The following is a 21,071-nucleotide window of genomic DNA, read 5'->3' on the forward strand; positions in this document are numbered from 1 at the left end:
TGCGATCAATATAGCATTGGTTTCGCGATTGGTGTCAACATAGATCAAATTGGTCTCGCAGATTATTTTCGATCGTGTAGAGCTACGGTGCCTCTGCGATGAGCCGACAGCTCTCGATTGGCATTTCGACGGGCTTGCACCTGTAGCAAATTGGCTTTCCTCAGCCGGTCCGTTTGTCCGGTCGATTGCTTGAGCCGGATGGGCGGGCTCTCGGCAACAGTCAGCATCATGAGCAAAATGCGCAGCAGATTGGTCTGATTGTGCCGTTCCGACTGAGCGATCCGTATCTGATGATGCCGCACAATCGCTTCACCGGAGGAACCCGCATGAAAATCTACAATATCGCGCTGATCGGATTTGGTGGCGTCAACCGTGCTTTGGCCGAGCTCATCGCGACGAAGAACCCGCTGTGGGAACGGGATCTTGGTTTTAGCCTGAACATCGTGGCCGTCAGCGATCTCTATCTCGGTTCGGTCATTTCACCGAACGGCCTGGACGCCAAGACTCTCGTCGAGGCGAACTTCGAAAAAGGCGGGTTCGGCGGGCTCTCGGGCGGCAGCGCGGAAGCCGACAACGAGACAATCATCAAGACGGCGCCTGCCGACATCATCGTAGAAGCGACATATACGAACCCCGCAGACGGCCAACCTGCGGTTTCGCACTGCCGCTGGGCCCTCAATTCCGGTAAGCACGTGGTCACCACAAACAAGGGGCCAGTCGCAATCGCCGCTCAGGAACTGAAGGCCCTTGCCGAAGCGAACGGCGTCCATTTCGAGTACGAGGGCTCGGTCATGAGCGGCACCCCCGTCATACGCATGGCAGAGAAGACCCTTGCCGGCGCAGAGGTGAAAGGGTTCGAAGGGATCCTCAACGGTACGTCGAACTTCGTCCTCGGCCGCATGGAAAACGGTCTCGACTTCGCCAGCGCTGTCGCGGAAGCACAGGCTCTCGGCTATGCCGAAGCCGATCCGACAGCCGACGTCGAAGGTTTGGACGTTCGCCTGAAGGTCGTGATCCTGGCGAACGAGTTGCTGGGAGCAAACCTCAAGCCCGAGGATGTCTCCTGCCACGGCATTTCAAAGCTTTCTCCGTCCGATATTCAAGCAGCGGCCAAGGCCAACGGCCGTTGGAAACTGATCGGATCGGCAGTTCGCAATGCAGACGGGACGATAAGCTGCAGCGTCGCGCCTAAACAGCTTCCGCTTGGGCATCCGCTCGCCGGCGTCAATGGCGCGACCAATGCAGTATCACTGAACACAGAGCTGCTCGGCTCTGTCACAGTCACCGGCCCAGGCGCCGGGCGGATCGAAACCGCCTACGCTCTGCTGTCTGACATCGTGGCTATACACAATGCCCCCTCGCCCAACTTCGCGAAGGAGGCTGCGTGATGCCCAGTCTAGCCTTGAAAACCCGCTGTTCCGACAAGATCATCGTCAATAATCCATTTGATGGCAGCTTTGTCGGAGCGGTCCCCGAGACCAGCGCCGACCATGTCGGCCTGTTGCTGGAACGGGCCAGACGCGGCGCGCAGATCGCCCGGTCGCTCCCTCGCCACCAGCGCTCTGCAATTCTGGAAAAGGCCGCAGCGACCATCGAAGACCGCAAGGAGGAATTCGCGCTCCTGATCGTGCGGGAAGCGGGGAAGACAATCGCCCAAGCCCGCAAGGAGGCGACACGTTGTGTCAATACGCTGAAACTCTCCGCGGAAGAGGCCAAGCGTAATGCCGGCGAGGTCATCCCCTTCGATGCCTATGCCGGATCGGAATCTCGTCAAGGCTGGTATACCCGAGAACCACTCGGCATCATCGCGGCGATCACGCCTTACAATGATCCGCTCAATCTCGTGGCGCACAAGCTGGGCCCCGCCATCGCCGGCGCCAATGCGGTACTCCTGAAGCCGTCGGAACTTACACCTCTCTCCGCCATCAAGCTGGTGGAGGTGTTGATAAAAAGCGGTTTGCCGGACGAGGTCATCACGGTCGCTGTCGGCGGCGCCGAGCTCGGCAAGGCGCTCGTTTCAGCAAAAGACGTTCGTATGATCTCCTTCACGGGCGGTTTTGTCACTGGCGAGGCCATCGCAAAATCCGCCGGCATCAAGAAGCTGGCCATGGATCTCGGTGGCAATGCGCCGGTTATCGTGATGGAAAACAGCGATGTTGACGCCGCCGTGGAGGATTGCGTGTCAGGTGCCTTCTGGGCGGCCGGCCAGAATTGCATCGGAACGCAGCGGATTCTGGTACAGCGCTCGATCTATGAGCGGTTCAAGACCGGGTTCGTGGCTCAGACCGCCAAGATGAAGACCGGCGATCCGATGAACTCTGACACTGATATGGGCCCGATGATCTCCGAAAGGGCCGTGAACCGTGCCACCGCGATGGTGGAGAGAGCAATTGCTGCCGGCGCAACACTGCTTTGCGGTCACCAGCCAGCGGGCACCCTCTATCCGCCGACCGTCCTGGAAAATGTGCCGGCGACTTGCGACGTATTGAACGACGAAGTCTTCGCCCCCGTCGTGATCTTGCAGCCGTTCGATGAGTTTGATGAGGCGATACGGCTAGCGAACGAACCGGAATACAGCCTCCATGCCGGGATATTTACGAATGATCTTGCTAACGCCCTTGAAGCGGCCAAGCGGATCGATGCCGGGGGAATCATGATCAACCAATCGTCCGACTACCGCTTCGACGCAATGCCGTTTGGCGGATTCAAATACGGCAGCATGGGACGCGAAGGCGTTCGGTTTGCTTATGAGGACATGACCCAGCCGAAGGTCGTCTGCATCAGGTCACTGCAACACTGATCGGCGGCGCCGACGCCAGTCTGAACGTATCGTCGCTTTTGGAAGTCAAGATGTTCAAAGGATCCATCACTGCGCTTGTCACCCCATTTGCCCATGGAAAAGTCGATGAGGCTGCACTTGGCGGGCTCATCGAATGGCAGATCGCCGAGGGCACGTCAGGGCTTGTTCCCTGCGGTACAACGGGGGAAAGCCCTACCCTCAGTCATGCCGAACACAAACGAGTCGTGGAAATCGCGATCGAGGTCACGAATGGCCGCGTGCCGGTTATTGCCGGTGCCGGCTCCAACAGCACCGAGGAAGCGATCAGTTTCGTGCGGCACGCCCAGGAGGCCGGCGCGGAGGGTTTGCTGATTGTAGCACCCTACTACAATAAACCCACCCAGGAGGGGATCTATCAGCACTTTAAGGCGATCGATGCTGAAGCGACGGTTCCGATAATCGTGTACAATGTTCCGGGCCGGAGCGTGGTCGATATTCAAGTCGAAACGCTTGCGCGCATTTTCAAAGATTGTCCGAACGTCCAGGGCGTCAAGGACGCGACAGGCAATCTCCTGCGCCCGTCGCTGGAGCGACTGGCCTGCGGCAACGCGTTCAATCTTCTCACCGGCGAAGATGGAACGGCGCTGGGTTACATGGCCCATGGTGGCCACGGTTGCATCTCGGTGACCGCGAATGTTGCCCCCCGGCTGTGTGCAGACTTCCAGCGGGCATGCCTGGTAGGCGACTTCGCGACGGCACTCGCCCTTCAAGATCGCCTGATGCCTCTTCACCACGCGCTGTTTCTCGAGACCAGTCCGGCTGGCGTGAAATTCGCGCTGTCGCAACTTTCCAAGATTCGCGGAGACCTGCGCCTTCCTCTCGTAGAGGTGAGCCCGCCCGTTAAAGAGGCCATCGCTCATGCGATGCGCCACGCAGGAATTCTGGACTAGGAGCGGAGCATGGCGATTGCACGCATAGAGGCCGATTTGATCGGCGCCCTTCCTATCCCTGGTGACGTTCTGTACGGCATCCATACGCGTCGGGCTGAGCTTAATTTCGCAGTTTCGGGCTTTCGCCTGAAAGACTTCCCCGAACTCGTTCAATCTATGGCTATGGTCAAGAAGGCGGCAGCATGCGCAAACGCCGACCTTGGGCTTCTTCCGGCGGAAAAGGCATCTGCGATCTGCGAGGCTTGCGATGATCTCATCGAGTTGAAGTGCGTTGATGAGAACTTCCCTGTCGATATGATGCAGGGCGGCGCGGGCACCTCCACCAACATGAACCTGAATGAGGTTGTCGCCAACCTGGCGCTAGTAAAGCTTGGGGCGAATGTCGGTGACTACGACAAGATTCATCCAAATGACGATGTGAACCTTTCGCAATCAACGAACGATGTCTATCCGACCGCACTGCGCCTCACCATTCTTCGCGCTTGCGAAGGGCTTATTGGGGCCCAGGTGGGCCTACGCGATTCGTTCCGTGCGAAGGCGCGTGAGTATGCGACTGCGCTGAAGGTTGGCCGAACCCAATTGCAGGATGCGGTCCCAATGACAGCAGGACAGGAATTTGATGCTTTCGCCGAACTGATCGACGAAGATATCAACCAGCTGCAGTCCGTTTCCAGGCTCTTGCACGAGGTTAATCTCGGTGGATCTGCGATTGGAACCTCCATCAACGTCCCGCGCGGCTTTCCCGGCGCGGCTTGCACCCATCTCACTCAGATTTCCGGTATTCGGCTGGTCCCCGCGCGAAATTATATCGAAGCGACATCCGACACCGGCGGCTTCGTTTCGTTCTCCAGCGTTCTCAAGCGAATTGCCGTGAAGCTGACAAAAGTCTGCAATGATCTGCGACTCTTGAGCAGTGGACCTAGGGGCGGCCTGGGTGAAATCCGACTTCCGCCCGTGCAGGCCGGGTCTTCAATCATGCCCGGGAAAGTCAATGCCGTCATTCCGGAAATGATGAACCAGATCGGGTTTCAGGTCATCGGGAATGATCTCACTGTTACACTGGCCGCAAGCGCCGGGCAGTTGCAGCTCAATGCGATGGAGCCGGTGATCATCCTCAACATCCTTCAATCCATGCGGATGTTGACGCGGGGAATGGAAATTTTTAAGCAGCGATGCGTCGACGGGATTGAAGTTGATATCGACCGGTGCAAGGACCTCCTCGATCGGTCTCTCGTCCTTGCGACGCCGTTGGCGATGCTTATCGGGTACAGCGAGGCAGCGCATCTTTCCAAGAAGGCCCTGGCCGAGAAGCGAGGGCTGCGGCAGGTCGTGGAAGAGGAAGGCCTCTTGGCGCCCAGCCAAATTGAAGAGCTGTTTGAAGGCAGCGCGCAGTTCGCAAACTTCTGATGAGTTATTGGCCGGATAAGGGGTGGGAAAATGGCTGTCTTTACCGAGCTTTCTGACGAAGACCGCCAACTCATTAGCGCAGCCTACGGCTTTACGTCGCTTCTGTCAGTGATAGGGATTGCGGACGGCGACTCCGAGACGACCTACCTGTTTCGAACCAGGCAAGGCGAATACATCATTACGCTTTTTGAGAACGGGGCCCAGCCTTTAGATCTTGAAAGGGCTTTCGAGACGATGGAGGCGCTTTATCAAAATGGCGTCCCCTGCCCGAAACCGCTGCGCACTGTCGACGGCGACGCCACGTCGCTGGCCGCAGGTCGACTGGTTGCCGCTGTCAGCTTCGTACCAGGCGCCTCCCCCGCGTTTGCAGGCCCGGCAAAATGCCTGAGCCTGGGTCGTGTGATGGCTCGAATCCACGCCATCTTGGAACGAAAGACGAAGTGCACATCAACGGATCTTCGCACTGGGGCAATTCACGGCGCATTGATCCGGGAGAACGTCTTTTTCCTCGGAGATGAAGTCAGCGGCGTCATCAACTTCAGGCTGCGGCACGAGGATGCATTTGTGTCGGAGCTTGCTGATGTGCTTGTCGGTTGGGCGGGGGAAACCAACGGGGAACTGAACGATGAGCGGGCGCGAGCGCTACTGCAGGGTTACCAGCAAGTCCGATGCCTGACGAATGCTGAAAAGCAAGCGCTACCAGGTTTCATAATGGCTTCGACATCGAAGCGATTTGCGAGCCGGAAGGAAAGAGCCTTACTACCGGAGATCGCCGTGTTAGCTTATCGGTCGGTAACGCCCGAGATTCTAGCTTAGCGAGCCGGACCAAGTGCCATGAAATATCTCCTCGATCGGACAGACGAACAGATACTTGCCGAATTGAAGACGAATGCCCGAATGTCGCATGCGGAATTGTCGGCGAAGGTGAACCTTTCTCGCAATGCCGTGCGGGTGCGGATCGAGCGACTCGAGCGAGAAGGTTTTATCAAGGGATATACGATCGTCACCGGCGATGGAGGGAATAGCCAGCACGTCACAACCGCACTGATTTTCGTTTATCGTCACGATCGCATGAGGGGCGGCGACGTCATTCAGGCGCTACGGAAGATTCCGGAAGTCGTGGCTTGCGACGTTATGACCGGTGATTTCGATCTTCTCGTGAGGGTCGAGTCACAGGAGGCCGACCGCATCCGGCAGATTTGGCAGCTGATTGCCGAGATGCCCGGCGTGCGCGATACACTGACGGCATTCGCTCTCTCATCAGTCATCCGGAAGTAAGTCCGGTGTGATCGGTTCGGGCGGTCAAGTCAGCGCAATGATCCCGGCGCGTAAAATTGATTGCTGAGGCAAGCGCCTCCTGCACGAGTGCCCGCGACATCGTCGCCATAGCTTCGCGCTGCCACGATCCCAGGAAGTTGGTCATTCGGGAGGGCAGCTGGCCGAGCTGCGTTCACAAGCTCGTGCAGCAAGTGACGGCGCTCTGAAATCGTTCCCCGTCGGTCGTCAAGCTGACCTGTTCTTGCCGATCCTATGTCCGAGGCCACAAGCTTGGCGCTGGAGTTTGCGTCGTCCCGCTGTCTACGGCGGAGAACAGACGTTTCCCCGCCGCTTTATGGCTCATGTTTGTCCAGGCCGATCCGTTATGCGCACGCAGCCGAAGCGGCGGCTGGTTACGTGACGGTAACGTAGATTTTCCGGACGGTTTCCACGGTCCGCCACGTGCCGATGAATCCGGGTTTCATCACGAAACTATCGCCTGCTTTGTAGCTAACCGGTTCGCCGCCGTCCGGGGTGATTTCCACGACGCCTTCAAGGATGTGGCAGAATTCGAATGTCTCGCCCTTGACGGAGCGGGTCAGGCCAGGCGTCGCTTCCCAGACGCCGGTGTGTATCATCTCGTCTCGCGCCACGTCCTGGGGCCAGGTCTTGAACGAGGGGTCGCCGGAGATCAGGCGTTCCGGGCCGGGCTTGGATTCACGCGGTGTTTCGGTGCTGTGGGGTACGATGGTCTTGAGGAGGGACATGTTTTCTCCTTGCTCTCCTGGTTGCAGCTTCAATAACCGCGGTCGCGATCGACGAGGCCGATCGGCTCGAAACCGTCGCGATGGCGTTTGATGTTGTCGATGACGGCGGGGGGGCCGCTGTCTCTGGTTGCGTGACGCTTGCAATTTGCGGCGTCAAAATGATCTTCGGGTGTCCCCAGAACCCATGCCCGGCGGGCAAGGGCTCAGGTTCGGTGACGTCGATGACCGCGCCCGACAGGTGCCCCTCATCGAGAGCCGCAATGAGCGCGTCGTGATCCAGTTGCGCGCCGCGCCCCACATGGACGAGCGCCGCCCCTGCTGGAAGGCTCGCGAAGAGGCTGGCATCGAGTAGTCCATGCGTCTCTTGCGTAAGCGGCAGGAGACAGATCAAGATGTCGGTGCGCGCCAGAAACGGCGTGAGCCCGTCCGGGCCATGATAGCAGTCAACACCATCCACCTGTCGTTCCGAGCGGCTCCAGGCAGCAAGCGGAAAGCCGAAGGGTTTCAGCCGCTCGATGACGGCCCGGGCGAGCATTCCGAGGCCGAGGATACCGATCCGCTGCTGGGCTGCTTGGCGCACGGGAAGTGGAAGCCAGGCGGCATCGGCCTGTTGGCCAATATAGGTCTTCAACTTCCGGTGCAGGACGACAAGCGTCACATATTCCTGCATCATCCGAACGATGCCTTCCTCGACCATGCGGACGAGCATGACGTCCATCACTGAGGTACGTTCTGCCGGTCTCTGGGCGCCAACCGCGCAGGCGCGCCCCCGGCCCCTCAAGTTCACCAGAACGTCCATCTCCGAATCCATCCCACAGTCGAATTACATTGCCGCCGGGCCATAAAGATGGCAATTAATGCGCAGTGAATATCCGCTTCAGGTGTGGATTAATGCTGACCTCCGATGATCTCGCCTTCTTTTCGGTTCTCACAAGCTCGAACTCTCTCGCGGAAAGCGCGAGAAAGCTGAACGTGACGCCTCCGGCGGTCACCCAGCGCCTGCGCGCGCTTGAAGAGAAAGCCGGCGTAAGATTGATTGACCGGTCCGGACGTCGCTTGCGCCTCACCGAAGAGGGCTCGTTGGTCGCTTCCCATAGCGTTATCGTCAGCGATGCCATAGATTCGCTCGCGGAAGCATTGGCGGATCGAAGGGGCGTGGTTCGCGGGCACCTCAGGGTCGCAGCACCTCATGGATTTGGAAGGATCCACGTAGCGCCGGTCGTGGAGGCGTTTGCTCGGGAGCACGGCAATGCCACCGCTACCCTGCAACTATCCGACCATCCCTCCGCTCTACTCGTTGAAAGCTATGAAGTCGTTGTTCACATCGGGGCATCCGCGCATCTGGACCAGGTCGTGACGACACTTGCGCCGAACAACCGAATTCTGTGCGCGAGTCCAAAATACCTCGCGTCGGCTCCGCCCATTTCTACCCCCGCCGAACTTGCGCGGCATCGGTGTCTTGTCGTTCGCGAGAACGAGGAGGATGTAACGCTCTGGCGCTTCAGTGGATCACGGCAGGAAAGTGCGACAGTGCGCGTTAACCCCATCATGTCGAGCAACGATGGTGCCGTCATTCGTGATTGGGCGTTGGCTGGTCAGGGCATCATGATGCGGTCCGAATGGGCCGTCGCTGAAGACCTCGCCGATGGTCGGCTGAGGCAGGTACTTCCCAACTGGAAGCTGCCGCCGGCCGATATCGTCGCGATCCTCGGATCGCGGCACGGACGAAGCGCGAGGACTGCGGCTTTCCTGACGATGCTTCGTCAGTCGCTGAAACCACTTCCCTGGAGAGCCGACCATCGATAGGCGTGCGGTCAATAACCCAGGATGGACTTCGTTTCGAGATACTCTTCGAGCCCGTATACACCATACTCGCGGCCGTTACCCGAGCGTTTGTAGCCACCGAAGGCGGCCGCTCCGTCCCAAGCCGGATAGTTGATATGAACCTGGCCGGCACGAATGCGGGCGGCGACCCGCCGTGCCCGCTCCGGATCTGAAGACTGAACATGGGCGCCCAATCCATAAACGGTGTCGTTAGCAATCGCGATTGCCTCTTCCTCGTCCTTGTAGGGCATGATCGAAATCACCGGACCAAAGATTTCCTCACGAGCTATGCGCATATCCGACGTCACCTTGGAAAAGATCGTCGGCTGTGTGAAAAAGCCGCTGTCAAGGCCGGCCGGCCGGCCCAAGCCGCCGCACAGCAGCTTGGCGCCGTCATCGATGCCGGCCTGGATCATGACCTGCACCCTCTCGAACTGTGCACGATTGGCGATCGGCCCCATGTCCGTCGACGGATCGAGCGGGGCACCAACTCGGATGGCACGGGCAGTGGCGCTTGCCAGTTCCTCGACCTCGTCGAGCCGATATACAGGCACCAGCATGCGCGTCGGCGCGCTGCACGACTGGCCGACATTGCGCATGCCGGCGAGCACGCCCTTCGCGACTGCGTCGCTGAAATTAGCATCGTCGAGCAAGATGTTCGGCGACTTGCCGCCGAGTTCTTGAACCACGCGCTTCACCGTCGGCGCGGCCGCCTGCGCCACGAGCACCCCTGCGCGGGTGGAACCGGTGATCGAAATCATGTCAACATCCGGATGGCTAGCGAGCGCTGCGCCGACGCTCTCGCCGGTGCCGTTGACCAGATTGAATACGCCCGGCGGAGTGCCGGCATCATGCATCAGCTGGGCAAAGAGCAGAGCGCTACAAGGCGACAACTCACTGGGCTTGAGGATGATGGAGCAACCTGCTGCGATCGCGGGAGCGACCTTAGCCGTGATCTGGTAAAGTGGCCAGTTCCAGGGTGTGATCAGCGCGCAAACCCCGATCGCTTCCTTGGCGGTTGCGGTGCGCCCATCAACCGTCGTGAATTGGTACTTCTCGAGAATTTCCATCTGGACACGGATGTGCTCGGCAGCAAAAGGAACCTGGGAAGCCCGCGCGAAGGTGATCGCAGCCCCCATTTCCATGACGAGCGCTTCCGCAAACGCATCCGCTCTTTCTTTCAGGAGAGAATGCATCCTGCCGAGCAGATCAAGCCTCTCCGAAACAGATGCTTGAGAAAAAGTCGGGAATGCGTTGCGCGCAGCTGCAGCCGCGAGATCGACATGTTTAGCACCGCCCGCAGCAATATGCCCAACAATCTGCTCGGAGGCCGGATTGACGATAGGCAAGCGGGTTACATCCACAGCTTCGTGCCACTTTCCACCAATATAGAACTGGCTCTCGCGTCCGGTCAGCATCATTTCACCTCGCTTCACGACATTGCGGCCATTGGACCTGCCCTGCATAAGGATGCCCGGAAAGACTGGAAGATGACATTTAGGACGTCTGAATGTTTCCTTAATACGGGTGTTAACCACGAAGTCACTCACACCGGCTGAACAGAACGGGTAGCAGGCTCGAATGACCTTGCCACGTTGAACTAATCCATTTTGAAGTACGCTCTGGCCCATCGAGAGGACCAGGGAATGAAGCGCAACCGTTTTATGGACGAACAGATTATCGGCATTCTGAAGACCACGAGGCGCGCACGCCGGTCTCGGAGCTTTGCCGCAAGCACGGCGTCAGCGATGCGAGCATCTACAAGTGGAAGGTCAAGTTCGGCGGCATGGACGTGTCCGAAGCCAAGCGGCTGAAGACGCTGGAAGACGAGAATACGAACTGAAACGGCTCCTGGCAGACGCCAATGCTCGACAATGCCGCTTTGAAAGACCTTTTGGGAAAGAAGTGGTGACGCCCGCAGCAAAGCGGAACGCTGTCAAGCATCTGATGGACCACCATCAGATGAGCGAACGGACCTTGTGAACCACAAGCGGCTCTTCCGGCTTTATCGGGAGGAGAAGCTGACAGTGCGCAAGCGCGGCGGCCGCAAGCGAGCGATCGGCACACGAGCGCCGATGCTGGTCCCGATGAAAGCCAATGATCGTTGGTCACTGGACTTCGTGACGGTTCAACTCACCGATGGACGCAGGTCGCGAATTCTGACGGTCGTCGATGATTGCACGAGGGAATGCCTGGCACTCGTCGCCGATACATCGCTTTCCGGTCTGCGCGTTGCCCGCGAGCTTGACCGGATCATCGAGGGACGAGGCAAGCCGAAGATGATCGTCAGCGACAATGGCAGCGAGTTCACCAGCAACGCGATCCTGCAATGGACGGACAAGACTAAGGTGGATTGGCACTACATTGCGCCTCGCAAACCCATTCAGAACGCTTTCATCGAAAGCTTCAATGGACGGCTGCGAGACGAATTCTTGAATGAAACTCTCTTCTCGTCACTCACCCACGCTCGCTCAGAGCTTTCAAACTGGCGGCGATTACAACGATCACCGACCGCACTCCGGCCTCGGCTGCTGACGCCTGCCGAGTTCGCTCAGATCATCAATCCGTGACGATGCGGTGCTGCGCAGCCGGAACGGCTCCGCACCGCAACCCGCCGCTACCGCCCCGAATACAGCAACTCAAAACCGCTGGAGTGAACTCAAGGTCAGGCCCCACCAACGTGGTGGGATTTTCTACCAAAAGCGCCACCAGGCCCGCTTTGAAGGTGTCGACGTTGATATCGTTTCCGAAATGGTGCTGCCATCCCGGCCGTACAAGTCACGTCGATTATTAACCAGAATTGACTAACGGAATCCCCTAATACAGTAATTGATTGGATATAGCGCTTACTATATTGTGCCCCATCTTGTCGAAAACCAAGCGTTCTAACCGACTGTGCACTGCAGTCGGAATGGCTGATCTTTACCATTGGAGGAAATTCTCCAACGGGAGATAGCTGACAATATCGGGTGTTGAGGCCGATAGCCGACCTCCGTGAGAGAGATTCCAAACACCGGTTTAGCCTCCCCCCGCGAGGCGGGGCCGAGGATTGTCGTCCGCTTGGCGACCAACGCCAGAGGGAAGCCAGCATATCGTCCAAAAGTGCACTCTGGCGCATCCTGAAGTGAGTGAAACACCAATCAAGGAGCATGTACCATGTCGAAACTTGCACTTCCGGTTCTTGCCGCCCTGGCACTCTTACTCAACGGGCTTCAGCCGACGTTTGCTGCCAGCAGCAATTCACGAGACGAAACCACAACGATGGGTGAAAGCGGTAAGACGCCCCCCAACGACAACGCGGGAACCAGCAACGGCACCAAGGAGACTTCAACAAACAAGGGTAATCCGGACAATACCAACTGCAACGACTGCGGTTCGAGTGGGCCGGGCAACAATTGAGGGAAATCTGGAACAGGCGTGCGGCTCGCGCTTGCAATAGCATTGTCTGATTGACGAGCCGCCGCCACTCGCAACGGTCGCTCCTGTTCCGCCAAGATGGCGTTCTTCCGTCAAGCTATGCTTCTGCGAATCCAGCCGGAGTCGATTTTCGCTGTCGATCCTTCGCCATTATCCCAACTCATGAGAAAGCCCACTCCATAAAGGCATTCTGAGCGTGCAGACGAGGTGCAGGGAGAAGTATTTTTGCGTTTGGGGGCTTGAGCATGGTAATTCATCGCCAAATGCTTGATGGAATACCAACGGCATGCGGCAGGCGCGTTGCATTTTGTTTATTATTGGCCGTTGTAAATATTATTCTGCCTCTCACTACGGAGTCGCGAGCTGGTCCTTCTGTCCTAACCGCTAGGTTGCAGATGGTGTGTGGTCGGTCCGATGTGGTCTGGGGCTATATCGTGAGGGTAATGGGTGAAAAGAACGCAATAGTGAACGTTGGCAGCCCAGGCAAGCAGGGGGAAACGATTCGCCACTTTTTGCTATATGGCGACAAAAGCTGGGTCCTGATTTACGACTTTTTTCATCGGGGGCGTCCCCGTGAGGAAGATCAAGCCTGTATCGTCGCCAGTGGCACCGAAAAAACCGCCTACGAAGCGACCGACCTCTTGATCGACAACCTTCCTCAAGGCTGGATCGGAGACAGGCTAAACGACGTACCTCAGCTTGAGCGAATACCGCGCTAGGAAATCATATAGGCCGTGTTTCATTGCAAGTTTGCTCATACACGGAAAGGCGATCACAGATTGGCGCGGCGCGGCCAACGTGGGAGCGGAACACCGGTTACGACTCTACGCTATCCCCTGCCTTGACCGGGATCGAACCTGAGGCCCATTCGTCGCCGTTGAATTTCCAAGAATGCTCGGCTCTGGGGCCTGCAGCGAATTCCCAGGCGCTAACGCCACAACGCCGAGATTGGCACGGCGGATAGGCGTTCTCCGAACGGGATCACCTTGTCATGGTCGTACAAGACCATGCCCGAAACAAACCGTTCTTTGGATGCTTCGGCCAAGATTCGCAATCCAGAAAAATCGGAATTCGTGACGGATGCTGCCGCTTTGATCTCGATACCGACAATCCGCCCTCGCCTGTCTTCAATGACGATATCGACTTCATTCTGCTGCTTGTCACGAAAATGCGAAAACTCAAATCTGGTATGTGCGGCGCTGGCGAGTTTAAGGATTTCCCCAAAAACAAAAGTCTCCAGCAACGCCCCAAACTGCCCCCTATCATCCCGGAGTCGGTCGAGAGAAAGGTCACGAAGAGATGCGAGAAGACCAGAATCGAGAAAGTGTATTTTCGGGGTCTTGGTCAGGCGTTTCAGTTTGTTGGAAAACCAGGGTTGAACGGTTCGGGCGAGGAACAGGCTCTCGAAAATGCCAACGTATTTCTGCGTTGTGATGTGGTTCATCCCGATGGCGGCGCCAATTCCGGAGTAGTTCACGAGTTGTCCCGAATGCTCCGCCAGGATGCGCAGCAAGCGCGGCATTTGCGCAATCTGCTCGATTTGCGCGACATCGCGAACGTCGCGTTGAACGATCGCCTGGATATAATCCGCATACCAGTCCTGTCTGCGGCTCAAGGTTTTGCGGCTCAATGCTTCGGGATATCCACCGGCCAGGACCGCAGCCATCAGGTCGTCGCCGACGATGGGTTCGCCGCCCTTAGCTTCATTTTGAAAGGCGTCGCGCAGGAAGCTGCTGCTGCCGGCGGTTCTGATCTCGCTTTGCGCAAGCGGCAGCAATCGAACGACCTCCATGCGCCCTGCGAGCGAGTCCGCCACGCGTGGCAGGGTCATGAGATTGGCTGAACCGGTCAGGAGGAAACGTCCTGGACGTTGGTCGGTATCCACGCTTTCCTTGATGGCCAGCAACAGCTCGGGCGCGCGCTGAATTTCATCGATAATGGCGCGATCCATACGTCTTACAAAGCCAACCGGATCCTGTCGCGCTGCGCCCAAGGTGGTAGCATTGTCCAGTGTGTAATACTCCATCTCCTCGTTGGCCATCTTCTTCGCCAGCGTCGTTTTTCCTGATTGTCGGGGGCCCGCGACCAGCACAACTCGCGTGTCTGACATTGCGTCGGCCACGCGTTGCTCGACGAGCCTTGGATAAAGCGCCACAGTCACATCCTTTGATGACCATTTGAAATTACGGCAATGACTAATTGAAAGTCAAGATGTGACCATTTGAAATCTAAATGGCGGCTGATTGAAATGAGAGACCAGAAGTAGGTGGCATGCAAGCTGGGCTGGAGGGAACTTGACATCGAACTCTGCTATTGGGATGACTCGTTTTCATGGACGCATCGTACCGGAGTTTTCAATACTGGTCGCATTCCAACTGCTGCCCGATCTACGACGGCGGACGTATTGGAGTGGAGATCAGGCTTAGATTTCATCACCAAATGGTGCTATCCATAACGCCATAAATCAGGAAACCAACGATGCGATCGACTATCAATCTCGACGACACCCTCATGGAAAGGGCTAGGTCCCTAACCGGCACGAAAGAAACCGCCACCCTGGTCCGCCAAGCGTTGGAGACGCTTGTCCGTGTGGAGTCGGGAAAACGCCTCATCGCGCTCGGCGGAACTATGCCGGATGCGGAGGCAGCCCCACGCCGCCGGAGCCCAGCTGCCAAGTGATACTTGCCGACACTTCCATCTGGATCGATCATTTCCGGCATGCCGATTCAGAGCTGCGTAGGATTATCGAGGACGATCGTCTCTTATGCCATCCAGTTGTAATCGGAGAGCTCGCACTTGGCAGTCTTCGGGATCGCAGTAGCGTGATAGCTTTCCTGGCGGCCCAGCGCCAAGCGTTCGTCGCGACGCACGACGAAGTCATGATGATGATCGATCGCCACGCTATTTTCAGTATGGGCATTGGCTACACAGATGCCCATTTGATGGCCTCAGTTCTCCTCGATCAGCGAGCGGCCTTATGGACCAGAGACAAGCGTCTGCGGGCAGCGGCCGAAAAGGCGGGGGCTTCGCTGCACACCCCTGCCAAAGCGCGAAACTAAAGCGCGTGCGCTCGGCGCAGACGAGACGATCAACTACAGCATTCCGGATTGGGAGAAGGCTGTTCTCGATCTGACTGACGGCGTTGGGGCCGACGTCGTGCTCGACATGGTCGGCGCCTCGAGCTTTGCTCGATCTCTCGCCGCGGCGCGCCAGGGCGGAGTGGTCTAGCCGTAGATAGTCTTGGCCGACGACCTCCGCCTGCGCGAGACGGAGGCGGCTTCCGAACTGCGAGCGTAGGAGTTACGGAAGTAACGGATTGCGACGTCGTTCCAAGACATTTACTCCCTGCCAAACAGCGCCATAACCGGCGCCTTCCAGCGCCTGATTGGGAAGTTCTCTTTGCTATGCATTCAACTCCTGAAGGCAGACAACATCCGGCGCAGCCCTTCAGGCGCCACCAGAGCTCAACAGACTCGGAAAAGGCGGTCACTTTGCCGCCTGGGAGCAGTCAGACGTCTTCCCGCAGGAACTCAGAGCCGCATTCAAGTCGCTGCGTTAGTCAGTTCGAGAGTTCGAGAGAAGCAAGCCGCGGGCTCAGCGCGCGCCGCCCTTTCCCAACCCAAGGGGGAAAACATGGCAACTGAAACCAGCATCGAGAGAGCGCCAACGGCGTCGAGGAAGAGCCACGCTCCGTTGAGCGCCGCCCCGCGTGGTCTTGGCCAGATCCGCTCAGATATGCAAAGCGCTCCCCAAAGCCCTCAGTGCCGCCTCCATCACCGCTTCGCTGCGGGTCGGATGGGCGTGGATGGTCCCGGCGACATCTTCCAGGCGCGCGCCCATCTCGATCGCCAGGGCAAACGACGCCGACAGTTCGGAAACGCCTGCTCCGACCGCCTGCAAGCCGAGAACGAGGTTGGTGTCGGCACGGGCGACGACGCGCACGAAACCCTCCTCCGAGACCATCGTCATCGCCCGCCCATTGGCGCTGAATGGAAACTGCCCAGTGCGGATTTTGTAGCCTTGCGCCTGCGCCTCCGCCGGCGAGAGGCCGGCGCTGACGATCTCGGGATCGGTGAAGCAGATGGCGGGAATACAGCGCTTGTCCCAGGCGCGCTTCTTGCCGGCGATGATCTCAGCCACCATCTCGCCTTGGGCCATGGCCCGATGCGCCAGCATCGGCTCGCCGGTGACATCACCGATGGCATAGATGCCGCGCATTGAGGTGCGGCAGCGATCATCGATCCTGAGATAGGGACCGGCGCGATCGAGATCGAGCTCCTCGAGACCGGAGCCCGCCGTTCGCGGCCGGCGGCCGACGGTGACGAGGATGCGGTCGGCCGGCAGGCTCTCTCGCCGGCCATCAGAGGTTTCGACCATCAATGCCTCACCATTGTCGGCAAGACCCGTCGCCTTCGCGCCTGTGAGCACACGGATGCCGCTTTCGGTGAGCTTGCGCATGACGGGACGCACGAGTTCGGCATCGTAGAGCGGCAGCACCTGCGGCGTCGCCTCGACCACCGTCACATCAGATCCCATCTTGGAGAAAGCCATTCCGAGCTCCAGCCCAATATAACCGCCGCCGACCACGACCAGCTTTTTGGGCAGCTCGGTCAGCGACAGCGCCTCGGTCGACGAAATGACGTGGCCGCCGAATGGCAGGTTGGAAAGCTCAACCGGATCGGAGCCGGTGGCAATCACCACGGTTTCGGCGCGGATGATCTGCTGGCCGGTTTCGGTCTCCACCTCCACCGTCTTGCCGTCACGGAAGTGAGCCCGGCCGTGGACGATCTTCACCCGCGCCTTCTGCAACAGCCCCGAGACGCCACCTGTCAGCCGGCCGACGATGCCGTCCTTCCAGGCGATCGTCCTGCCAAGATCGATCGAGGCGCCTTCGACACGAATGCCCATCGAATTTTTGCCGGCGAGCATCTTCTGCGTGGCGTCGAACTCCTCGGCCGCATGGATCAAAGCCTTGGAAGGAATGCAGCCGACCGTCAGGCAGGTGCCGCCCGGCTTGCCGGCTTCGACGATGACCGTATCGACACCGAGCTGTCCGGCGCGGATGGCGCAGACATAACCGCCCGGACCGGCGCCGATGACGAGGAGCTTGCAGACAATCTCTTTCATGGATCAACCTTCGATGAAAATGAGCGCCGGCGTTTCGAGGAGCGTACGGACGCGCTGCACGAAGATCGCCGCATCCCAGCCGTCGATAATGCGATGATCGAAGCTGGAGGAGAGGTTCATCATCTTGCGCGGCACGAACTGGGTGCCATCCCAGACTGGCCGTGTGGCGATCTTGTTGACGCCGATGATCGCCACTTCGGGATGGTTGATAACGGGCGTCGAGACGATGCCGCCGAGAGCGCCCAGCGAGCTGATGGTGATGGTGGAGCCGGAAAGTTCGTCGCGCGTCGCGGTCCCCGACCGCGCAGCCTCTGCCAGGCGGTTCATTTCGGCGGCGCAATCCCAGATGCCGCGCGCTTCCGCATGCCGCACCACCGGCACGGTCAGCCCGGCCGGTGTCTGCGTGGCAATGCCGATATGCACGGCGCCATGGCGGGTGATGATGCCGGTATCGTCGTCAAAGGTGGCGTTGACCTCGGGCTGCTCGGAAATCGCCTTGACCAGCGCCCGCATCAGGAAGGGCAGCACCGTCAGCTTCGGATGATCCGGCCTGCGGTCGCCATTCATCGTGGCGCGCAGTTCCTCTAGCGCCGTCATATCGACTTCCTCCACATAGGTGATGTGGGGAATGCGCGAGGTGGAGAGCACCATCTTCTCGGCGATACGGCGGCGCAGGCCCGTCAGCTTGATTTCTTCGGTCGCCGTCTTCCTGACATGACCGCCCTTCATGGGCGCGGGCGTCGTTCCCTGCGACAGGAACTGCTCGACATCTTCACGCAGGATGCGACCGGCCGGTCCGCTTCCCTGTACCTGCCTGAGATCGACGCCGCTTTCCCTGGCGAACAGCCGAACGGAGGGCGCAGCAAGCGGCTTTTCCGCCGGCGCCGCCGCCGGCACTGGCACTGGAGCAGGAGCAGGAGCAGGAGCAGGAGCAGGAGCAGGCGCTGCCGGGACGGGCTTGGCAATCTCGGCCTTGGGCGTTTCGGCGACCGGCGCCTGCGAGATCCGTATGGGCTGAGCCTCGTCAGATTCGCCGACATCTCCGGCCGTCTCGATCCGCACCAGCGGCGCCTTGACGGCGATACGGTCTCCAATCTCGCCGGCGAGCCAGATGACGGTGCCGTTGACGGGAGAGGGAATTTCGACTGTTGCCTTGTCGGTCATGACGGCGGCGATCACCATGTCCTCGCGAACCGGATCTCCTGCCTTCACGTGCCATTCCACGAGCTCGGCCTCGGCGACCCCTTCCCCGACATCCGGCATCTTGATGATGAATTCGCCCATGGCTCAGGCCTCCATGACTTCGGCAAGCGCCCGCCCGACACGGCCGGGACCGGGAAAATAATCCCACTCCTGCGCGTGCGGATAGGGCGTGTCCCAACCGGCGACGCGCACCACCGGCGCTTCGAGATGATAGAAGCAATGTTCCTGCACCAGCGACACGACCTCGGCGCCGAAGCCCGAGGTCAGGGTCGCCTCATGCACGACGACGCAGCGCCCTGTTTTGGCGACCGATTTGACGATCGTATCAAGATCGAGCGGCAACAGGCTTCTCAGGTCGATCACTTCGGCGTCGATGCCGGCATCTTCGGCCGCGGCAAGCGCCACATGCACCATTGTGCCATAGGCAATCACAGTTACCGCCGACCCGGCGCGCCGCACTTCGGCCTTGCCGATCGGGATGGTGTAATGGCCGTCGGGAACCTCGCCGAGGTCGTGTTTCGACCAGGGTGTGACCGGCCGCTCGTGATGACCATCAAAGGGGCCGTTGTAGAGCCGCTTCGGCTCCAGGAACATGACCGGATCAGGATCCTCGATCGCCGCGATCAGCAGGCCCTTGGCGTCGTAGGGATTGGAGGGAACGATCACCTTCAGCCCACAGACGTGGGTGAAGAGAGCTTCCGGGCTCTGGCTGTGCGTCTGGCCGCCGAAGATGCCGCCGCCGGTCGGCATGCGCACGACGATCGGGCAGGTGAAATCGCCGTTGGAACGGTAGCGGATACGCGCCGCCTCCTGCGTCAGCTGGTCATAGGCGGGATACATATAGTCGGCGAACTGGATCTCGACGCAGGGCTTCAGCCCGTAGGCGGCCATGCCGATCGCCGTGCCGACAATGCCGGATTCGCTGATCGGCGTATCGAAGCAGCGCGTCCTGCCATATTTTGCCTGCAGACCCTGCGTGCAGCGGAAGACGCCGCCGAAATATCCGACGTCCTCGCCGAAGACCACGACATTGTCGTCCTTGGCCATCGACACGTCCATGGCGCTGCGCACCGCCTCGATCATCGTCATCCGGGCCATGTCAGTATCCTGCCTTCTGCCGCTGGCGGCGGATATGCGCCGGCATCTCGGCATAGACACCCTCGAAAATGTCGCGCACCGAAGGTCTGCCGCCGGCATGCAGCGTGCCATGTGCCTCGGCTTGACGCTGCGCCTCGATCACCTCGTCCATGATTTCGGCTTCCGCCTGCACGTGGCGCTCCTCCGACCATGCGCCCTTGACGATCAGGTGCTTCTTCAGCCGCAGCACGGGATCGCCGAGCGGCCAGGCCTCCGATTCCGTCTTCGGCCGATAGGCGCTCGGATCGTCGGAGGTCGAATGCGCGCCGACGCGATAGGTCACATATTCGATCAGCGTCGGGCCGAGATTGCGCCGCGCCCGCTCGGCCGCCCAGCGGGCGACGGCGTGGACGGCGAGATAGTCGTTTCCGTCGACCCGCAGCGCCGGAATGCCGAAGCCGAGGCCACGGGCGGCGAAGGTGCCGGAGCCGCCGCGGGCAATGCCCTGGAAGGTCGAAATCGCCCACTGATTGTTGACGATGTTGAGGATCACGGGCGCCTTGTAGGTCGAGGCGAAAACGAGCGCCGAGTGGAAATCCGATTCCGCCGTCGATCCGTCGCCGATCCAGGCCGCGGCAATCCGGCTGTCGTTCTTGATTGCCGAGGCCATCGCCCACCCGACGGCCTGTACATATTGGGTCGCGAGATTGCCGGAGATGGTGAAGAAACCGTGCTCTTTGGAAGAATACATGATCGGCAGCTGCCGGCCGCGCAGCGGATCGCTCTCGTTCGAGTAGATCTGGTTCATCATCTCGACCATCGGATAGTCGTCGGCAATCAATAGGCCGGCCTGGCGATAGGTCGGGAAATTCATGTCGCCCTTCGCAAGCGCCTTGCGGAAGGCGCAACTGACGGCTTCCTCGCCGAGATGCTGCATGTAGAAGGAAGTCTTGCCCTGGCGCTGCGCCATCAGCATGCGGGCGTCGAAGGCGCGCAGCTTCATCATATTGCGCAGCCCGGTCAGCAGTTCCTCATCGGAAAGCGACCCGGCCCAAGGGCCGACCGCCTCGCCGTCGCGGTTCAGCACGCGGATGATCGAATAGGCAAGCTCGCGAATTTCTTCCGAGGCGACATCCACCTCCGGCCGCGGCACCGAACCGGCCTTGGCGATCTTGACGTTGGAAAAGTCGGGCTGGCCGCCGGGGCGGACGGCGGGTTCGGGGACGTGCAGGCTCAAACGAGCGGAATCCACCATGTCTTTTC

General features: G+C 59.4%; 19 protein-coding genes and 2 pseudogenes. 13 read left to right on the top strand and 8 right to left on the bottom strand.

The window, feature by feature from the left end:
- The first annotated feature begins 326 nt into the window (after positions 1–326).
- The 6 genes from A7X77_RS22085 to A7X77_RS22110 are packed head-to-tail and all read left to right on the top strand — an operon-like array spanning position 327 to position 6,414.
- Complete coding sequence (locus A7X77_RS22085; RefSeq protein WP_064685147.1) at positions 327–1,388, top strand: homoserine dehydrogenase; 1,062 nt, start codon at positions 327–329, stop codon at positions 1,386–1,388.
- A complete protein-coding gene (locus A7X77_RS22090; protein ID WP_082928849.1) occupies positions 1,388–2,800 on the top strand; it encodes an aldehyde dehydrogenase family protein in 1,413 nt (470 codons plus the stop codon). The genes A7X77_RS22085 and A7X77_RS22090 overlap by 1 nt, the downstream gene beginning before the upstream one ends.
- A gap of 50 nt (positions 2,801–2,850) precedes the next feature.
- Positions 2,851–3,729 (top strand): 4-hydroxy-tetrahydrodipicolinate synthase, encoded by an 879-nt coding sequence (gene dapA / locus A7X77_RS22095; protein WP_064684981.1) that lies wholly within the window; start codon positions 2,851–2,853, stop codon positions 3,727–3,729.
- Positions 3,730–3,738: 9 nt separating this feature from the next.
- Positions 3,739–5,136 (top strand): aspartate ammonia-lyase, encoded by a 1,398-nt coding sequence (locus tag A7X77_RS22100; RefSeq protein WP_064684982.1) that lies wholly within the window; start codon positions 3,739–3,741, stop codon positions 5,134–5,136.
- A 30-nt stretch (positions 5,137–5,166) separates the two neighbouring features.
- Positions 5,167–5,952, top strand: coding sequence for a phosphotransferase (locus A7X77_RS22105; RefSeq protein WP_064684983.1), 786 nt, complete (start codon positions 5,167–5,169; stop codon positions 5,950–5,952).
- Positions 5,953–5,970: 18 nt separating this feature from the next.
- Entirely contained in the window at positions 5,971–6,414 is a 444-nt protein-coding gene (locus A7X77_RS22110; RefSeq protein ID WP_064684984.1) for an Lrp/AsnC family transcriptional regulator, read from the top strand.
- 392 nt (positions 6,415–6,806) lie between these two features.
- On the opposite strand, the gene A7X77_RS22115 is transcribed toward A7X77_RS22110, so the two are convergent.
- On the bottom strand, positions 6,807–7,160 hold the full coding sequence (locus A7X77_RS22115) for a cupin domain-containing protein (protein WP_064684985.1): 354 nt from the start codon (positions 7,158–7,160) through the stop codon (positions 6,807–6,809).
- A 29-nt stretch (positions 7,161–7,189) separates the two neighbouring features.
- Positions 7,190–7,872: pseudogene (locus A7X77_RS32550) on the bottom strand (2-hydroxyacid dehydrogenase); the annotation flags it as partial.
- A gap of 179 nt (positions 7,873–8,051) precedes the next feature.
- Between A7X77_RS32550 and A7X77_RS22125 the strand changes: the two are divergent.
- Entirely contained in the window at positions 8,052–8,966 is a 915-nt protein-coding gene (locus tag A7X77_RS22125) for a LysR family transcriptional regulator (RefSeq protein WP_064684987.1), read from the top strand.
- 8 nt (positions 8,967–8,974) lie between these two features.
- Here the strand turns inward: A7X77_RS22125 and A7X77_RS22130 are convergent, their stop codons facing one another.
- A complete protein-coding gene (locus tag A7X77_RS22130) occupies positions 8,975–10,402 on the bottom strand; it encodes an aldehyde dehydrogenase family protein (protein ID WP_064685148.1) in 1,428 nt (475 codons plus the stop codon).
- A gap of 228 nt (positions 10,403–10,630) precedes the next feature.
- Here A7X77_RS22130 and A7X77_RS22135 point away from each other — a divergent pair.
- The 3 genes and pseudogenes from A7X77_RS22135 to A7X77_RS33160 all read left to right on the top strand — a co-directional run bounded on the left by A7X77_RS22135 (position 10,631) and on the right by A7X77_RS33160 (position 13,120).
- Positions 10,631–11,792 (top strand): annotated as a pseudogene (locus A7X77_RS22135) (IS3 family transposase).
- 348 nt (positions 11,793–12,140) lie between these two features.
- On the top strand, positions 12,141–12,383 hold the full coding sequence (locus A7X77_RS32555) for a hypothetical protein (protein ID WP_082928850.1): 243 nt from the start codon (positions 12,141–12,143) through the stop codon (positions 12,381–12,383).
- 461 nt (positions 12,384–12,844) lie between these two features.
- Positions 12,845–13,120 (top strand): hypothetical protein, encoded by a 276-nt coding sequence (locus A7X77_RS33160; protein ID WP_156668145.1) that lies wholly within the window; start codon positions 12,845–12,847, stop codon positions 13,118–13,120.
- Positions 13,121–13,329: 209 nt separating this feature from the next.
- Here the strand turns inward: A7X77_RS33160 and A7X77_RS22145 are convergent, their stop codons facing one another.
- Positions 13,330–14,556, bottom strand: coding sequence for an ATP-binding protein (locus A7X77_RS22145; RefSeq protein WP_064684989.1), 1,227 nt, complete (start codon positions 14,554–14,556; stop codon positions 13,330–13,332).
- A gap of 323 nt (positions 14,557–14,879) precedes the next feature.
- On the opposite strand from A7X77_RS22145, the gene A7X77_RS22150 reads away from it, so the two are divergent.
- Genes A7X77_RS22150 through A7X77_RS34075 form a run of 3 tightly spaced genes read left to right on the top strand, consistent with a single transcriptional unit; the run spans position 14,880 to position 15,629 of the window.
- Entirely contained in the window at positions 14,880–15,080 is a 201-nt protein-coding gene (locus A7X77_RS22150) for a type II toxin-antitoxin system VapB family antitoxin (protein ID WP_064684990.1), read from the top strand.
- Positions 15,077–15,460 (top strand): type II toxin-antitoxin system VapC family toxin, encoded by a 384-nt coding sequence (locus A7X77_RS22155; protein WP_064684991.1) that lies wholly within the window; start codon positions 15,077–15,079, stop codon positions 15,458–15,460. Before A7X77_RS22150 ends, A7X77_RS22155 begins: the two co-directional genes overlap by 4 nt.
- Positions 15,441–15,629, top strand: a complete 189-nt coding sequence (locus tag A7X77_RS34075) for a zinc-binding dehydrogenase (protein ID WP_280950349.1) — start codon at positions 15,441–15,443, stop codon at positions 15,627–15,629. Before A7X77_RS22155 ends, A7X77_RS34075 begins: the two co-directional genes overlap by 20 nt.
- 501 nt (positions 15,630–16,130) lie before the next feature.
- Here the strand turns inward: A7X77_RS34075 and lpdA are convergent.
- The 4 genes from lpdA to A7X77_RS22175 are packed head-to-tail and all read right to left on the bottom strand — an operon-like array spanning position 16,131 to position 21,063.
- Positions 16,131–17,528 carry a dihydrolipoyl dehydrogenase gene (gene lpdA, locus A7X77_RS22160; protein WP_064684992.1) on the bottom strand — a complete coding sequence of 466 codons (1,398 nt, stop codon included), beginning with the start codon at positions 17,526–17,528 and terminating at the stop codon, positions 16,131–16,133.
- Between the two features lie 3 nt (positions 17,529–17,531).
- On the bottom strand, positions 17,532–18,812 hold the full coding sequence (locus tag A7X77_RS22165) for a dihydrolipoamide acetyltransferase family protein (protein ID WP_064684993.1): 1,281 nt from the start codon (positions 18,810–18,812) through the stop codon (positions 17,532–17,534).
- A gap of 3 nt (positions 18,813–18,815) precedes the next feature.
- Positions 18,816–19,829 carry an alpha-ketoacid dehydrogenase subunit beta gene (locus tag A7X77_RS22170; RefSeq protein ID WP_064684994.1) on the bottom strand — a complete coding sequence of 338 codons (1,014 nt, stop codon included), beginning with the start codon at positions 19,827–19,829 and terminating at the stop codon, positions 18,816–18,818.
- Position 19,830: 1 nt separating this feature from the next.
- Entirely contained in the window at positions 19,831–21,063 is a 1,233-nt protein-coding gene (locus A7X77_RS22175; RefSeq protein ID WP_064684995.1) for a 3-methyl-2-oxobutanoate dehydrogenase (2-methylpropanoyl-transferring) subunit alpha, read from the bottom strand.
- Positions 21,064–21,071: the final 8 nt, after the last annotated feature.

Source organism: Rhizobium bangladeshense, from assembly GCF_001662075.1.
GTDB lineage: Bacteria > Pseudomonadota > Alphaproteobacteria > Rhizobiales > Rhizobiaceae > Rhizobium > Rhizobium bangladeshense_B.

Excerpts from the sequence above, each read along its gene's own strand:
- A7X77_RS22100 (WP_064684982.1), top strand. The coding sequence starts at position 3,739 with ATGGCGATTGCACGCATAGAGGCCGATTTGATCGGCGCCCTTCCTATC.
- A7X77_RS22105 (WP_064684983.1), top strand. The coding sequence starts at position 5,167 with ATGGCTGTCTTTACCGAGCTTTCTGACGAAGACCGCCAACTCATTAGC.
- A7X77_RS22170 (WP_064684994.1), bottom strand. The coding sequence starts at position 19,829 with ATGGCCCGGATGACGATGATCGAGGCGGTGCGCAGCGCCATGGACGTG.
- A7X77_RS22150 (WP_064684990.1), top strand. The coding sequence starts at position 14,880 with ATGCGATCGACTATCAATCTCGACGACACCCTCATGGAAAGGGCTAGG.
- dapA (WP_064684981.1), top strand. The coding sequence starts at position 2,851 with ATGTTCAAAGGATCCATCACTGCGCTTGTCACCCCATTTGCCCATGGA.
- A7X77_RS22130 (WP_064685148.1), bottom strand. The coding sequence starts at position 10,402 with ATGCTGACCGGACGCGAGAGCCAGTTCTATATTGGTGGAAAGTGGCAC.
- A7X77_RS22165 (WP_064684993.1), bottom strand. The coding sequence starts at position 18,812 with ATGGGCGAATTCATCATCAAGATGCCGGATGTCGGGGAAGGGGTCGCC.
- A7X77_RS22115 (WP_064684985.1), bottom strand. The coding sequence starts at position 7,160 with ATGTCCCTCCTCAAGACCATCGTACCCCACAGCACCGAAACACCGCGT.
- A7X77_RS22110 (WP_064684984.1), top strand. The coding sequence starts at position 5,971 with ATGAAATATCTCCTCGATCGGACAGACGAACAGATACTTGCCGAATTG.
- A7X77_RS22175 (WP_064684995.1), bottom strand. The coding sequence starts at position 21,063 with ATGGTGGATTCCGCTCGTTTGAGCCTGCACGTCCCCGAACCCGCCGTC.
- A7X77_RS22090 (WP_082928849.1), top strand. The coding sequence starts at position 1,388 with ATGCCCAGTCTAGCCTTGAAAACCCGCTGTTCCGACAAGATCATCGTC.
- A7X77_RS33160 (WP_156668145.1), top strand. The coding sequence starts at position 12,845 with ATGGGTGAAAAGAACGCAATAGTGAACGTTGGCAGCCCAGGCAAGCAG.
- A7X77_RS22085 (WP_064685147.1), top strand. The coding sequence starts at position 327 with ATGAAAATCTACAATATCGCGCTGATCGGATTTGGTGGCGTCAACCGT.
- lpdA (WP_064684992.1), bottom strand. The coding sequence starts at position 17,528 with ATGAAAGAGATTGTCTGCAAGCTCCTCGTCATCGGCGCCGGTCCGGGC.
- A7X77_RS22125 (WP_064684987.1), top strand. The coding sequence starts at position 8,052 with ATGCTGACCTCCGATGATCTCGCCTTCTTTTCGGTTCTCACAAGCTCG.
- A7X77_RS32555 (WP_082928850.1), top strand. The coding sequence starts at position 12,141 with ATGTCGAAACTTGCACTTCCGGTTCTTGCCGCCCTGGCACTCTTACTC.